At 52.7% G+C, this 15,250-nt stretch carries 13 protein-coding genes and 1 riboswitch; of the genes, 7 read left to right on the top strand and 6 right to left on the bottom strand.

The genetic code is table 11. The features are described from left to right. Positions 1–8: 8 nt before the first annotated feature. Positions 9–1,493 carry a Ppx/GppA phosphatase family protein gene (locus tag LDN84_RS13520; RefSeq protein WP_223903977.1) on the bottom strand — a complete coding sequence of 495 codons (1,485 nt, stop codon included), beginning with the start codon at positions 1,491–1,493 and terminating at the stop codon, positions 9–11. 233 nt (positions 1,494–1,726) lie between these two features. Here LDN84_RS13520 and pstS point away from each other — a divergent pair, with 233 nt between their 5' ends. The 7 genes from pstS (at position 1,727) to phoR (ending at position 8,357) form a co-directional block, all read left to right on the top strand. Next, positions 1,727–2,779 (top strand): phosphate ABC transporter substrate-binding protein PstS, encoded by a 1,053-nt coding sequence (gene pstS, locus LDN84_RS13515; RefSeq protein ID WP_223903976.1) that lies wholly within the window; start codon positions 1,727–1,729, stop codon positions 2,777–2,779. A gap of 108 nt (positions 2,780–2,887) precedes the next feature. Beyond that, positions 2,888–3,853: a phosphate ABC transporter permease subunit PstC gene (gene pstC / locus LDN84_RS13510; protein WP_223912995.1), complete on the top strand. Its 966-nt coding sequence runs from the start codon at positions 2,888–2,890 to the stop codon at positions 3,851–3,853. Beyond that, on the top strand, positions 3,850–4,734 hold the full coding sequence (gene pstA, locus LDN84_RS13505; protein ID WP_223903975.1) for a phosphate ABC transporter permease PstA: 885 nt from the start codon (positions 3,850–3,852) through the stop codon (positions 4,732–4,734). Before pstC ends, pstA begins: the two co-directional genes overlap by 4 nt. A 30-nt stretch (positions 4,735–4,764) precedes the next feature. Further along, complete coding sequence (pstB, locus tag LDN84_RS13500; protein ID WP_223903974.1) at positions 4,765–5,550, top strand: phosphate ABC transporter ATP-binding protein PstB; 786 nt, start codon at positions 4,765–4,767, stop codon at positions 5,548–5,550. Between the two features lie 63 nt (positions 5,551–5,613). Further along, positions 5,614–6,315, top strand: a complete 702-nt coding sequence (gene phoU / locus LDN84_RS13495) for a phosphate signaling complex protein PhoU (protein ID WP_223903973.1) — start codon at positions 5,614–5,616, stop codon at positions 6,313–6,315. Then, entirely contained in the window at positions 6,312–7,019 is a 708-nt protein-coding gene (gene phoB, locus LDN84_RS13490; protein ID WP_223903972.1) for a phosphate regulon transcriptional regulator PhoB, read from the top strand. The genes phoU and phoB overlap by 4 nt, the downstream gene beginning before the upstream one ends. A gap of 12 nt (positions 7,020–7,031) precedes the next feature. Then, positions 7,032–8,357 (top strand): phosphate regulon sensor histidine kinase PhoR, encoded by a 1,326-nt coding sequence (phoR, locus tag LDN84_RS13485; RefSeq protein ID WP_223903971.1) that lies wholly within the window; start codon positions 7,032–7,034, stop codon positions 8,355–8,357. Here phoR and LDN84_RS13480 read toward each other — a convergent pair. The 5 genes from LDN84_RS13480 to gcvT all read right to left on the bottom strand — a co-directional run bounded on the left by LDN84_RS13480 (position 8,343) and on the right by gcvT (position 15,078). Continuing rightward, positions 8,343–10,073: a glycosyltransferase family protein gene (locus LDN84_RS13480; protein ID WP_223903970.1), complete on the bottom strand. Its 1,731-nt coding sequence runs from the start codon at positions 10,071–10,073 to the stop codon at positions 8,343–8,345. The two genes, phoR and LDN84_RS13480, sit on opposite strands and share 15 nt — an antisense overlap. 81 nt (positions 10,074–10,154) lie before the next feature. After that, the gene (locus LDN84_RS13475; protein ID WP_223903969.1) at positions 10,155–10,412 is read right to left on the bottom strand and encodes a type B 50S ribosomal protein L31; all 258 of its coding nucleotides are present in this window, start codon (positions 10,410–10,412) and stop codon (positions 10,155–10,157) included. Positions 10,413–10,528: 116 nt separating this feature from the next. Then, positions 10,529–13,399: an aminomethyl-transferring glycine dehydrogenase gene (gcvP, locus tag LDN84_RS13470; protein WP_223903968.1), complete on the bottom strand. Its 2,871-nt coding sequence runs from the start codon at positions 13,397–13,399 to the stop codon at positions 10,529–10,531. Positions 13,400–13,520: 121 nt separating this feature from the next. Next, positions 13,521–13,895, bottom strand: a complete 375-nt coding sequence (gcvH, locus tag LDN84_RS13465; protein ID WP_223903967.1) for a glycine cleavage system protein GcvH — start codon at positions 13,893–13,895, stop codon at positions 13,521–13,523. 40 nt (positions 13,896–13,935) lie between these two features. After that, positions 13,936–15,078, bottom strand: coding sequence for a glycine cleavage system aminomethyltransferase GcvT (gene gcvT, locus LDN84_RS13460; protein ID WP_223903966.1), 1,143 nt, complete (start codon positions 15,076–15,078; stop codon positions 13,936–13,938). Positions 15,079–15,142: 64 nt separating this feature from the next. Continuing rightward, a riboswitch (glycine riboswitch) is annotated at positions 15,143–15,244 on the bottom strand. Positions 15,245–15,250: the final 6 nt, after the last annotated feature.

Genomic DNA, 15,250 nt, shown 5'->3' with positions numbered 1-15,250 from the left:
TATATTTTTTAATTCAGCTCCAGCGACCAAGGCGTTTTTTGCCAGGATAGACTTTCTTCATTCAGTAGATAGGCTGATTGTGGGTGTGCCTTGGACCATTCTTCCGAAATCTTTAGTGTGAAACGTCGATTGTTTTTTGGATCTTGGCGCAGGTTGATACCTTTGAGGTCAGGGTCGCGTCGGGCATGGCAAAGTGCGACTGCCAAGCGCAACACCATTAGTTGCTGAATGAACAAGGCATCTTCAAAGTTGGCTTCCAGCTTGCGTAATTTACCTCTGTGTCCTAGCACTAGCAAACTGAGTTTGTGAAGCTCAGTCAGTGCGAAACCCATGACATCCGTGTTGTCGAGAATATAGGCTGCATGTTTGTGGCTATCGCTATGTGAAATGTGGCTGCCAATTTCATGAAGTTGTCCTGCCCAAGTGAGTTTTCGGCTAACACGTTCATCGATAACTCCTTTGGTCATTTGCTGGAAAAGCACGTTGGCGGTATGTCCAACGCGCAGGCCATGTGCAGGCTCAGCACCAAATTTGGCTGCCAAGCGTGTTACGGAATGGTCTCTTAAATCAGTGTGCACTTGCCCATTGCCCAACAAGTCTTGTAATAGTCCGTGGCGCAAACCGCCGCTGGCTTGCTCCAGGCGTTTAATTCCCAGCAATTCAAACAATGCGCGCAACACACTTAAGCCGCCGCCAATGATGGCTTTGCGGTCTTCTCTCATGCCTGCGAGTTTCAGTCGCTCAGTGGTTTGAGCAATCAAAAGCTTCTCCAGCAACCAGTCCAAACCCTCTTGACTAACCGAGCCCTCGGGCCATCCGGCAGCTACCAGTACATCTGCTACGGCGTTGATGGTCCCGGCTGAGCCGTAGGCGACATCCCATTGATCAGGGGGATAAATTAGCAGAGCCTCGTCAAGAACTGCTTTGGCGGCTATTTCAGCAATTTGAAATGAACGCTTGGAAAATTGGTTTTCAGTAAAGTAGCGCATCGACCAAGCAATGCTGCCTACTCTGTAGGACTCCATTTGCAGGGGTTCTCTCCCATTGCCCAGAATAATTTCGGTGGAGCGCCCGCCAATGTCGATGACTAGGCGACGCTCCGGGATATTGGGCAACGCTTGAGCAACACCTTGGTAAATTAAACGTGCTTCTTCCCGGCCAGAAATCACATCAATCGGAAAGCCTAGTTTGAGCATGCCTGGCCCCAAAAAATCGTCTCGATTACGGGCTTCACGCAATGTTTGTGTGGCTACGGCACGTACCTCAGTTTCAGCAAAACCAGCTAATCGCTCACCAAATCGGGCAAGGCAGTCCCAACCACGTTGCATAGCTTGCATTGTCAGGTTGCGGCTGTCATCCAATCCATTGCCCTGACGTACGGTTTCTTTAAGGTATTCGGTGCGGTAGAACTGCCCATGTTCAATGCGCCCAATTTCCAGCCGAAAGCTGTTAGAACCCAAATCAACGGCAGCCAGACGTGTTGTGTTTTGCATGGTTGTGCATGTGTCTTTCAGTGCTGTCAGCATAGCATTTCAACCGTACCGAACTGTCAGAAAACCGCATAGGGCGAGGAATTTTTATGACGGATTGATTTGTAGTGTGCGTAATGATGACGTATTGTTAAACAAAAGATGAATGTCACATGTTTGTCATATTAATGTCTTAAATTAACGCTTGTTGAGCCAAGACGGTTCTACAACCTGGTTTATTAAACAAAGGATTCCTTATGACGACATTTGCATTTAAATCCATCTTGGCGACTACCGCCGTCGCTTTTTGTGGCATCACGGCGTTGAGTAATGTGGCTCAGGCGCAGAGTATTACCGGTGCTGGTGCTTCGTTTCCTGCGCCTATTTATGCTAAATGGGCTGCTGAATACAACAAGGTGACAGGTGTAAAGGTTAATTACCAATCTGTGGGTTCTGGTGCTGGTATCAAACAAATTGACTCCAAAACAGTTGATTTTGGTGCCTCTGATATGCCTCAGACGGACGAGGTATTGGCTAAAAAAGGTCAATTTCAATTTCCTACAGTGATTGGTGGCACTGTGCCTGTGATCAACATCAAGGGGATTGCACCCGGCCAAATGAAGCTCGATGGTCAAGTGCTGGGTGACATATATCTAGGGAAAATCACCAAGTGGAGTGATCCGGCCATCAAAGCTTTGAATCCTGGTTTGGCTTTGCCTGATGCTGACATTGCTCCGGTGCGTCGTGCAGATGGTTCGGGTACAACTTTCAACTTCACCAATTATCTGAGTCGAGTCCATTCGGAATGGAAGACCAAAGTGGGTGAGGGTACTGCGGTGAATTGGCCAGTAGGGGCTGGTGGTAAGGGTAACGAAGGTGTGGCCTCGTTTGTTAATCGTTTGCCTAACTCGATCGGTTATGTTGAATATTCGTACGTCAAACAAAACAAAATGACTTATACCTTGATGAAAAACAAGGATGGTGTATTTGTCGCTCCCAGTGAAGAGGCTTTTAAGGCTGCTGCCGCTGGTGCTGACTGGAATAAGTCGTTCTACCAACTGATCACCGATCAGCCAGGCAAGGCTACATGGCCCATTTCGACTGCAACATTTATCTTGATGCATTTACAACAGGATAAGCCTTCCCAGGCCACTGAAACTTTCAAATTTTTTACATGGGCATTCAAAAGCGGAGACAAATTGGCATCCAGTCTGGACTACGTCGCTTTGCCTGACAGTGTAATTGGCAGCATTGAAAAATCTTGGGGCAAGGTCAAGGATACTGCTGGCAACCCAGTTGCACTGAAATAAGTTGCCCGACAGGGTCTGATTTTTTGAAATGGAAAGCTTGTGATGTCCACTACACTTTCGGCCAGAAAACTATCGTTGAATTCATCTGAAACATCTGTTGGACGTGTTATGACCCAAGCTTCTTCTGTCAAGCAGGCCCCGTCAAGTCCCTGGGCGGATCGCATTTTTTCATGGCTTGCCAAAAGTGCAGCGTTGTTAACTTTGGGATTATTGTTTGCTATTTTGGCTTCGCTGACCGTTGGTGCCTGGCCAGCAATTAGCAAGTATGGACTTGGTTTTTTGACCACTGCCACATGGGATCCTGTAAAAGAGGAGTTTGGTGGTCTGGTAATGATTTATGGCACCTTGATGACTTCCTTCATTGCGCTACTAATTGCCGTGCCGGTGAGTTTTGGTATTGCCATTTTTTTGACTGAATTGTCACCAGGTTGGTTAAAGCGCCCCTTGGGTACGGCTATTGAATTGCTGGCGGCCATTCCTTCTATCGTCTACGGTATGTGGGGGCTACTGGTGTTTGGTCCCATTTTGGCCACTTACGTCCAGCAACCGTTGCAGGGTGTGTTCAAGAACGTGCCGTATTTTGATGCATTGTTTTCTGGTCCGCCAGTGGGCATCGGTATTTTGTCGGCTGGCATCATATTGGCGATCATGATTATTCCCTTTATCGCCGCTGTGATGCGTGATGTATTTGAGGTGACACCTACTTTGCTTAAAGAGTCTGCCTACGGCTTGGGTGCGACTACTTGGGAAGTAGTGTCAATGGTTGTTCTGCCGTATACCAAGGCGGGTGTCATTGGCGGCATCATGTTGGGATTAGGTCGTGCCATTGGTGAGACCATGGCGGTGACTTTCGTTATTGGTAATTTCAATCAACTAGATTCGCTTAGCCTGTTTCAAGCAGCTAATAGCATTACTTCTGCGCTGGCCAATGAGTTCGCCGAGGCGGGTGAGGGTTTACACCAAGCTTCATTGATGTATTTGGGGTTAGTGCTATTTTTTATTACCTTTGTGATTCTGTCTTTGTCAAAGTTATTGCTGTCGCAACTGAAAAAAGGTGAAGGAGCCAAGTCATGAGCACCAGCGAAATTTTTATACGTGATGCCGCGCTAGCCCAGGTTCGTGAGCAACGTTATGCCCAGCGTAAGCTGGTAAATCAAACGGCCTTAATGTTGTCACTGATGGCCATGGCATTCGGTTTGTTTTGGTTATTCTGGATTCTGTTTGAAACCGTGCGTCTAGGTATCTCGGGTTTAACGTTGTCCGTGTTGACCGAAATGACACCGGCACCTAATGACGACGGTGGTTTAGCCAATGCTATTTATGGTTCGTTCCTGATGGTGTGTCTGGCTACCTTTGTTGGCACACCGATAGGTGTGATGGCCGGTATTTACTTGGCAGAGTTTGAACCCAAGAGTTGGTTGGCGGGAACTACTCGGTTTGTTAATGACATTTTGTTGTCGGCACCGTCCATCGTGATTGGTCTGTTCGTTTATGCGATTGTTGTGACCCGTTTTAAAACGTTTTCTGGTTACGCTGGCATTGCAGCTCTGACCTTAATCGTGATACCGGTGGTAATTCGTACTACCGAAAACATGTTGCAATTAGTTCCTCCGGGTTTGCGGGAGGCTGCTTATGCGCTGGGGGCACCCAAGTGGAAGGTTATTTTGAGTATCACCATGCGATCTGCCCGTGCCGGTGTTGTCACCGGGATCTTGCTTGCTGTGGCACGTATAGCCGGAGAGACTGCGCCGTTGTTGTTTACGGCCTTGAGTAACCAGTTCTGGACATCCAACCTTGGTGAGCCGATGGCGAGTTTGCCTGTCACTATTTTTAAATTTGCCATGAGTCCATATGAAAACTGGCAAAGATTGGCTTGGGCCGGCGTATTTTTGATCACACTGGCTGTGCTGGCGCTTAATGTGTTGGCACGGGTATTGACCCGTACTAAAGTTTGAAACTAATTGTTGAATATAAAAGGGTTATGAATGATTGCTGCAAATACCAACGAGAAAAAAGTACCCTCCAAAATCACGGTAAATAACCTTGATTTTTTCTATGGTAATTTCCATGCCCTGAAAGGTATCAATCTTGAGATTCCTGAGAATAAGGTAACAGCCTTTATTGGTCCTTCAGGATGTGGAAAATCAACTTTATTGCGCGTGTTCAATCGGATGTTTGAGCTTTACCCTGAGCAGCGTGCACAAGGTGAGGTCATTCTGGACGGTGAAAACCTCTTGACCAGCAAACAGGATGTGGCATTGTTGCGTGCCAAGGTAGGTATGGTGTTTCAGAAACCCACACCGTTTCCGATGTCCATTTTTGACAATATTGCTTTTGGTGTGAAGTTATTTGAGAAGTTGAACGTGTCTGACATGGAAGAGCGCGTGGAGTGGGCCTTGCGCAAAGCAGCTTTGTGGACAGAAGTCAAGGACAAACTTAAGCAAAGTGGCTCCAGCTTATCTGGTGGTCAGCAGCAACGCCTGTGTATTGCACGTGGCATAGCCATCAAACCCGAGGTGTTGTTACTGGATGAGCCATGCTCAGCGCTTGACCCGATTTCTACGGCCAAAGTTGAAGAGTTAATTATTGAACTTAAAGCGGATTACACCGTTGTGATTGTGACCCACAACATGCAGCAGGCTGCTCGCTGCAGTGACCACACTGCGTACATGTATCTGGGAGACTTGGTCGAGTTCGGTGCAACTGAACAAATATTCTTCAAACCCAATCGCCAGGAAACTGAGGACTACATTACCGGAAGGTTCGGTTGATCCGTGTATCTTGTCCCTATTTTTTGCATTGATTTGATTTAGTATTCTTTCAAGGAACCGCGCATGACTGAAAAACATCTCTCTTCCCAGTTCGACAGTGAACTGGGTTCTGTTTCCTCCCGTGTCATGGAGATGGGTGGGCTGGTGGAGTCGCAAATTCGCCAAGCGATTTATGCATTGTCGCAATTCAGCGTGGATGCTGCCAATGATGTCACCACTACGGAGAGTAGAGTTAACGCCATGGAAGTGGAAATTGATCGGGAACTCTCAAGCATCATTGCCAGACGCCAGCCAACTGCACGTGATTTGCGTTTGTTGATTGCCATCTCCAAAACCACGGCTAACCTAGAGCGGGTAGGGGATGAGGCGGCAAAAATTGCCCGGATGGTTCGATCCATCATTCAAAGCGGTGCAACGCGTTCCTTGCCTTCTATGGAGTTGCGTGTGGCCTCTGACTTGGCCTCTGGTTTGCTGAGAAAAGCACTTGATGCATTTGCCAGGCTCGATACCACTACGGCTTTGGCTATCCTGAAAGAGGATGACTTGATTGATCAGGAATTTGATGGATTTGTGCGCAAACTCATCACATACATGATGGAAGACCCCCGCATGATTTCACCTAGTCTGGATTTGTTGTTTTTGGCCAAAGCGATAGAACGTATTGGCGATCATGCCAAAAATATTGCTGAGTTGATCATCTATATTGTGAAGGGAGCGGATGTTCGTCATTCGTCCATGGAGCAAATTGAGTCGGTGGTGAAATGAGGCGCATGCCGGGTGTATTGATTGTTGAAGATGAGCCAGCCATTGCAGAGCTTATTTCAATTAACTTGAAGCACAGTGGTTTTCGGCCAGTTTGGGCAATGGACGGAGCGACGGCACAAGCAGAGCTTGATGACGTGCTGCCGGATGTTATTTTGCTTGACTGGATGCTTCCCAGCGAAAGTGGGTTGATGTTGGCTAAGCGTTGGCGAGCCCATCCACGAACCAAGTCTGTACCCATCATCATGCTGACGGCTCGTGGCGATGAAGTGGATCGGGTCGCAGGCCTGGATGCTGGGGCTGATGATTACATGGCTAAACCCTTTTCAACCAAGGAACTGTTGGCACGTATTCGTGCCGTGTTGCGTCGACGCGCTCCTGAGCAAGATGCAAGTGTGATCACAATAGGCGACTTAAGTTTGGATCCCAGTACTTATCGCGTGACGTATTGCACTGAGGCATTAAAACTTGGGCCAACTGAGTTCAAGTTGCTGCATTATCTGATGACGCATGCCGAAAGGGTTCATAGTCGGTCACAGCTGCTTGACAAGGTCTGGGGTGATCATGTTTTCATTGAAGAACGAACGGTGGATGTACATGTCAAACGTTTGCGCGAAGCCTTGGGTTTGGCTGGGCAAATGGTAGACACCGTGCGTGGTGCTGGCTACCGGTTGACTGTTCAAGGTGCACCCATCAAACAGGCCTAAAACAATAAGTGCATGTTGAATCGATTCATTCTTCTCGCTAGTTATTTGTTCCTCGGTGGATTGTTAGGGATTTGGATCAACAATTTTTGGCCTAACACCCACGCTCTTACGTTGATGCTTGTTTTGGCTGCATTGATTTGGCTGTTGCTGGACAGTTTGAAAATTGCGCAGTTATTGCGTTGGTTGCGACTTGATTCATCCGCTGACGGGGGCCTTGCATCTGGGCTATGGGGTGAAGTCGAGACTCGTGTTAGACGTATGTTGCGCGAACGTGAACGAAAAAGTCAGGAATACAAAGTCCGCTTGCAAGATTTTTTATCTGCGTTGCAGGCTTCCCCCAATGGTGTGATGTTGCTTGACGGCGATTCGCATATTGAGTGGTGTAACCAGACATCTGCTTCACATTTTGGATTGGATGTTCAGCGTGACCTCGAACAGGCGATAGGTAATCTGGTACGTGACCCCGGATTTACGGCCTATTTGGCTCATGGCGATTATCAAAAAGAATTGACAATGCCAGGGCGTGAAAGTACGCCTTCCAGACCCGTCACACTGTCTGTTCAGCTTCATCCCTATGGGCGTGGCCGAAAGTTGTTGTTATCACGTGATGTCACAGCACTGGAGCAAGCTGAGGTAATGAGGCGCGATTTTGTAGCGAATGTGTCGCATGAAATTCGAACACCTCTTACGGTTTTGGCTGGCTTTGTCGAGACCTTGCAAACACTTGATTTGCAAGAGTTTGAACGCCAGCATTACTTAGGCCTAATGGCGCAGCAGGCAGATCGCATGCAAACGCTGGTCAGTGATTTACTCACTCTGTCAAAGCTTGAGGGTAGCGCTCTTCCTGGATTGGAGTTGCGAGCTTCTGTGTCAAAACTCATGCGCCAGCTTGAGGCGGATGCCATGTCTTTGTCTGAAGTCATCGGGGCCAACCATGAAGAAAATCATCATTTTGAATTTGACTGTAGTTTTGCCGGGGAGTTGGTTGGAACTTTCAGTGAGATCCTCAGTGCCATGAGTAATTTGATCAGCAATGCAGTTCGCTACACCCCAGTTGATGGAGAAATCAAAGTTCGGGTACATCAACTCACGGATGGGCGTCTTGAGTTTTCTGTAGCTGACACAGGACCAGGCATTGCTGCTGAGCATCTTGGCCGCTTGACTGAGCGTTTTTATCGCGTCGATCGGAGCCGCTCTCGTGAGACCGGTGGTACAGGTTTAGGTTTGGCTATTGTGAAACATGTTGCGCAGCGGCATGGTGCGACCTTGTCAATTAACAGTACGGTCGGCCAGGGTTCGGTATTTAGTTTGATCTTTCCGGCTTCACGGGTGGCGTGAGGTGAGGTGAGGTATTGTCTGTTTCTCAAACAAGGCTAGGGTTGTTTTCCTTTCGGCAGGATGCTCTAACGTGCGTCGGAATTGCCATTGGAAGTTTTGCGAAGAATCTGCGTGTTTTTGCATCAGTGTGATGTCTGCAATCGCCCATTTGCATGAACTATTTGTATGCCAAGTTTTGAATTCCAACTTGCTATGAAACTGAAAGGCTGCAATCTGACTACGATCCAAACCCATAATTGCGACACAACCTGGATTGGTTGGCAAACTGGCTGTGGCTTGTTGCACCAAGGGTTCATAACTTCGGGCAAAGTCCAATAAGGGCAACCATAGAGTCATCAGGAGTAGCCAGCTTAGGGCAGATCCTCCGGCGGGTAGAATCAAGCTTTTCCAGATTGCTGACTGGTGTTTTCCTACTCGCCATTTAACCAGCCAAGCCCATATCAGACTTGCACTAATAGCTACTAAAAATGGAGCAATAGAAAAGCTGTGAATAAATCCTGGAGCCAGTCGTTCCACATTGGCAGCTGGCTGTGCAGGAATACCGGTTTGTAGGGAAATCCAGACAATCCAGATCACCATGGCACAACCGGTGAAAAAAATCAACGTAAACCAGTCGATCAATGCACTTACGCTGCGGCTCAAGGTGGGTAATGCAAACGCTGCCAAAGCTGCTAGAGCTGGTAGCGCAAGAAGAAGTGAACGGTCTGCTGCACTGGTAGTTAGAGTGGCAAAACTTGCGACGATTACAAACAGAATTGGTAGCCAAAGGTGCAGGCTTGTGAAACGCTCACCCACAAGTTGGCGACGCCAGCACCACAGGGTCCAGAAGCTCAGCGGCCATGTGGGCCAAGTGAACCATAAGAAAAGCCGTCCCAAGCTTTGCCATTCTGTCCAATCTGCTTGGGGCAGATCAATGCGCCAGCGCCATAAGTGCAAGGCCGTTGAGACAAGGGCTGTGGCCAGTGTCATGGTCAGCAGTCCAGCAGCCCGTAGTTTTTTATGGGACGCTGATGGCTCAATTGATGCAGGAGCAAGGAGATAAATGGCTGATGCCCCTAGCCCCAAAGCCAAAGCTATGGATGGTGCACCAGAGAGTGCAAGCCCAAGCAATGCCATTCCTGCGCTTAAGCCAGGTGTCCAGGGACGATAAGGAAGAGCTGCTGTAGCGTAGAACAGCCATGCACAAAAGCACAGTTGTGCCAGTGCTGGTGTGGTTTCATGGCCAAGTTGTGCCAAACCTAAGCAAGAAATGAATGCCAGCACACCGCCATCAGCGATGGCGCGCGCATAGTCCTTGGGCTGTGCTTCTCCGCCAAATGCAAATGCGATAGGTTGTGCTGTAGGGCTGCGGGCTAGATAGTACGTACCATACCAAGTAGCCACCATGGATAGCAGCAATAACAGCATAAAAGGTATCCGGGCAGCAAGGTCTGACGGTACCCAAGTTGGGGCCAGTTGGATACACCAGGCTCCCAACCAGTAAGGCAGTAAAGCATCTACTTCAGGTGGCATACCAGCTAAAGTGGGGTTCCACCAATTGGTCGCGCCACGAGCAAGTTCTGCCATGTAGCCAAATGAAGTGATGTCATCTGATTTCCACGGACCACGCCCCCAAAAGCCTGGTAACACATAGGCTAGGCAAAACAGTAGCAACGCCAAACGTGGGAGGCGTTTGACGGCTTTCTGGCTGACGATAGCTGGCGTGGGGTGATTCACAAAATAAGCTGCTTGAAGTGAAGCAAAGAAAAAGGCAGCACGGAATGACCCGGCTGCCTTTGACAGGGTGAGTGAGGTAGCTTACTTGGCAGCAGTTTTGCCGAAGCGATTGCGGAACTTCTCAACTCGGCCACCCATGTTGTCCACAGATTTTTGTGTGCCTGTGTAGAAAGGGTGCGACTCGCTGGAAGTTTCCAACTTGAAGAGAGGCAGTTCACGGCCATCTTCCATGGTGATCATTTCCTTGGCATTGGCGCAAGAACGAGTAACGAATTTGAAGCCGTTGGACGAGTCCAGGAAGCAAATTTCGCGGTAGTTAGGGTGAATGCCTGCTTTCATGATTTCTCCATCAGTTGCGTTAGCCGCGACAGCCCTTGCACAACCCATTGTGCAATTCAAAACTGCTCGTACTTTTCGCTAAAAGGGCTAATTATAGAGTGGTCTACTACCCTTGATCATTGGGCTTGTGGAACACAGCTACAAAATAGGTGACGATCACCATACACGTTGTCGATGCGGCCTACCGGCACCCAGTATTTGGACTGCTTCAAGCCGGGCACCGGGAAGGCAGCCAGCTCTCTGCTGTAGGGCTTGTCCCAGGCCTCGCCCAGCAGTGCCGCCGCTGTGTGAGGGGCGTTGTGCAAGGGGTTGTTGTCCTGCGGCCAGACACCTTGTTCGACCTTGGCAATTTCTTCACGGATGGCGATCATGGCGTTGATGAAGCGGTCCAGCTCGTCGATCGTTTCGCTCTCGGTGGGTTCGACCATCAATGTGCCAGGCACCGGAAAGCTCAGCGTGGGGGCGTGAAAGCCATAGTCCATCAGGCGTTTGGTCACGTCTTCGGCCGACACACCATTGACACCACCGCTGCTTTCTTTCAGTGGGCGCAAATCCAGAATGCACTCGTGGGCCACACGCCCCGGCTTGCCGTCTTGCGGCAGGCTGGTGTAGAGCGTGGGGTAGTGGTCTTTCAGGCGCACGCTGATGTAGTTGGCGCTCAGGATGGCGACTTCGGTGGCCGATTTCAGGCCCTCGGCACCCATCATGCGGCAGTACATCCAGCTGATTGGCAACACGGCGGCATTGCCCAGGGGGGCCGCAGATACAGCGCCTTCACTGGCCCCTGGCAGATACGGTACCAGGTCGGCCACGACACACACCGGGCCGACACCGGGGCCGCCACCGCCGTGCGGGATGCAAAAGGTTTTGTGCAGGTTCAGGTGGCTCACGTCGCCACCAAATTCACCCGGTGCGGCCAGGCCGACCAGGGCGTTCATGTTGGCACCGTCCACATAGACGCGCCCGCCATGGCTGTGCACCAGGGCGCACAGGTCTTTGACGCTGGTCTCGAACACGCCGTGGGTGCTGGGGTAGGTGATCATCACCGCGGCCAAGTTGGCGCTGTGTTGTTCACACTTGGCTTTCAGGTCGGCCAGGTCCACGTTGCCTTGCGCATCGCAGGCGGTCACGACCACCTTCATGCCGACCATGGTGGCGCTGGCCGGGTTGGTGCCGTGGGCGCTGCTGGGGATCAGGCAGATGTTGCGGTGGCTTTCACCGCGGGCGGCGTGGAAGCGGCGAATCGCCAGCATGCCAGCGTATTCACCTTGCGAACCCGCATTGGGTTGCAGACTGATGTCGGCGTAGCCGGTGGCCTGGCACAACCAGGTGCGCAGTTGCACATCGAGTTCAGCGTAACCGGCGCGTTGGTCGGCCGGGCAGAACGGGTGGATGTTGGCAAACTCGGGCCAGGTGATGGGCATCATCTCGCTGGTCGCGTTGAGCTTCATGGTGCAACTGCCCAGCGGGATCATGCTGCGGTCCAGCGCCAGATCAAAGTCGCTTAGGCGGCGCAGGTAGCGCAGCATGCCGGTCTCAGAGTGGTGCGTGTTGAACACCGGGTGGGCCAGGTAGCTGCTGGTGCGCTCCAGTGTGCTTGGCAGCAGGGTGGTGCTGCCCGCTTCCATGTCGCTGAAGCTGGGAGCGGCTTTGCCAGCGCTGGCAAAGAAGTCCCACAGCGCTTGCACGTCGGCGCGGGTTGTGGTTTCATCCAGCGACACGCTCAATGAATTATTTGAAACAAATCGCAGGTTAGCACCCGTGGATAGTGCGCAAGCAGCTATTGAATTTGTAGCGTCTCCGGTGGCGATGGTGAGCGTGTCAAAAGCGCTGCCATTGGCCACGCTGAAGCCCATGGCTTGCAGACCCCGCGCCAGCACGGCGGTGAAGGCGGCCACGCGCTGGGCGATGCGTTTCAGGCCCTTCGGGCCGTGGTACACCGCGTACATGCTGGCCACCACGGCAGGCAGAACTTGTGCTGTGCAGATGTTGGAGGTTGCTTTTTCGCGGCGGATGTGTTGTTCGCGGGTTTGCAGCGCCAGCCGGTAGGCCGGGTTGCCATGGGCATCGACGCTGACACCGACCATGCGGCCCGGCATGGAGCGTTTGTGCTCGTCGCGGCAGGCCATGTAGGCGGCGTGCGGGCCACCGTTGCCCATGGGCATGCCAAAGCGCTGGGTACTGCCCACGGCAATGTCGGCACCGAGTTCGCCGGGTGGCGTGAGCAGGGTCAGCGCCAGCAGGTCGGCGGCCATGATGACGATGCCGCCCTTGGCCTTGTAGGCTTTGATCCATTCGCGGTCGTCGCGCACCACACCGCTGACACCAGGGTATTGCAGCAGCACGGCAAAACTGTCTTCGTTCAGGGCTTCGTCACCCTGGCACAGTTTGATGGAGAGGCCCAAAGGCTCGGCGCGGGTCTGCAGCACGGCCAGGGTTTGCGGCAGCACCTCACTGTCCACAAACAAGGTGGTGGATTTGGACTTGCTCACGCGCAGCGCCAGCGTCATGGCTTCGGCGGCGGCGGTGGCTTCGTCCAGCATCGAGGCGTTGGCCATCGGCATGGCGGTCAGGTCCATGATCATGGTCTGGAAATTGACCAGCGCTTCCATGCGGCCCTGGCTGATTTCAGCCTGGTAGGGGGTGTAGGCGGTGTACCAGGCCGGGTTTTCCAGGATGTTGCGCAGGATCACGCCGGGGGTGTGGGTGCCGTAGTAGCCCTGGCCGATGTAGCTTTTGAAAATCTTGTTTTTGGCGGCAATCGCCTTGAGTTCGGCCAGCGCAGCGGCTTCTGTCACCGGGGCCGGGATGTCCATCGGCTGGCTGCGGGCGATGCTTCGCGGCACGATGGCATCGATCAGCTCGCGGCGGCTGCTGGCCCTCACGGCCTGGAGCATCAGGGCTTCATCGGCGGCATCAATGCCAATGTGGCGGGCGATAAATTCAGAGGAGTTTTCCAGTTCGGAAAGAGACGGGGTAGTGGACATGACAGGCTCGATCATCCGTTCGCCCCGAGCCTGTCAAAGGGCCAGCGAAACAGGAAAAAGGGGAGGGCTTCGACAGGCTCTGCCCGGAGGTGGCGGCGCGCCGGGCACGCCGCTGTAATGCTTAGTGGCTGTCTGCCGCGAAGCTGGTGTAGCTGGTTTCGTCCATCAGGGCATCCAGATCAGCCGGGTTGGCCAGCTTGATCTTGAAGAACCAGCCCGCGCCCAGCGGATCGGAGTTGGCCAGCGAGGGGTCGGCGCGCAGCGCTTCGTTGACTTCCAGCACTTCAGCATTGGCCGGCATGTACACGTCAGCGGCGGCTTTGACCGACTCGACCACGGCGGCGGCATCTTTGGCGGCGTAGGTTTTGCCGACTTCGGGCAGGTCGACAAACACCACGTCGCCCAAAGCGTCTTGCGCGTGGTGGGTGATGCCAACGGTGGCGATGTCGCCGTCAAGCTTGATCCATTCGTGGTCGGGGGTGTATTTGATGCTCATGATGGGTGTTTCAATCAAAGGTTGGAAAAAGGAAAAAAGCTTAACCGCGGAAATAGTTGGTGGGCACAAACGGCATGGCGACCACTTCCATGGGCACGGCTTTGCCGCGCACGATGGCGTTGACGCGGCTGCCCAGGGCGGCCAGCTCGAGTGGTACATAACCCATGGCAATCGGTTTGTCGATGGTGGGGCCAAGCAGGCCGCTGGTGACCTCGCCAATGCGCTCGCCCGCCAGGTTTTGCAGCTCGGTGTGTTCACGCACCGGAATTCGCTCCAGGGCCACAAGTCCTACACGTTTTTTGCCTGTAGCCGCCGCTTCATTCGCGAGTTGCGCTGTGATTTTTGTAGCGCCTGGGTAGCCGCCTGCGCGGGCACCACCGGCGCGGCGAACTTTCTGGATGGCCCATTGCAGTGCACCTTCAACCGGTGTCGTGCCAGTGTCGATGTCATTGCCATACAAGGGCAGGCCAGCTTCCAGGCGCAGCGAATTGCGCGCCCCCAGACCGATGGGCTTGACTTCGGGTTGCGCCAGCAGGGCGTTGGCCAGGGCCAGGGCATCGGAGGCGTGCACAGAGATCTCGAAACCGTCTTCGCCGGTGTAGCCGCTGCGGGTCAGGAACACGTCGATCTGTTGGGTGCCGGTGTTCACCGTGAAGTGGCCGCCGGTCATGAACACCAGTTTTTCCACGCCCGGTGCCAAGCGTGATAGGGCGGTCACGGCTTGCGGGCCTTGTAATGCCAGCAGGGCACGCTCAGGCATGGGGATCACCTCGCAGCGGGAGCCGATTTTTGCCTGGATGTGGGCAATGTCGGCCACCTTGCAGGCACCATTCACGATGACAAAGATGTCGGTGCCCCGGTTGACAAACATCAGGTCGTCCAAGATGCCGCCTTCGTCATTGAGCAGCAGGCCGTAGCGCTGTTTGCCCACCGGCAGGTCGATCACGTCGACCGGAATCAGGCTCTCGAAGGCAGCGGCGGCATCGGGGCCGACCAGTCGCAACTGGCCCATGTGGGACACATCGAACAGACCGGCGGCGCTGCGGGTGTGTTTGTGTTCGGCAATCAGGCCGACCGGGTATTGCACCGGCATGGAATAGCCAGCAAACGGCACCATGCGGGCACCCAGGGTGATGTGCAAGTCGTTTAGGGGAACATTCAGAAGGGATTCAGGGGCGGACATCAGGTCTCCAATCGAGCTAAGGGGCTAACCATGTTCCATAACCTGGCGGTGAGCCAAGTCATGGGCTGCCCCCACTGTCCGCTTTACCTGAGAGATTCACCTGGCGATGCAGGTTTGCTCCTTCGGTGGACGGCATTGAATGCCGCCTCTCTCCAGTTGGGAAACGCCTTTT

The sequence above is a fragment of the Rhodoferax lithotrophicus genome (assembly GCF_019973615.1).
GTDB lineage: Bacteria > Pseudomonadota > Gammaproteobacteria > Burkholderiales > Burkholderiaceae_C > Rhodoferax > Rhodoferax lithotrophicus.
This window is presented reverse-complemented; position numbering and strand designations above follow the sequence as displayed.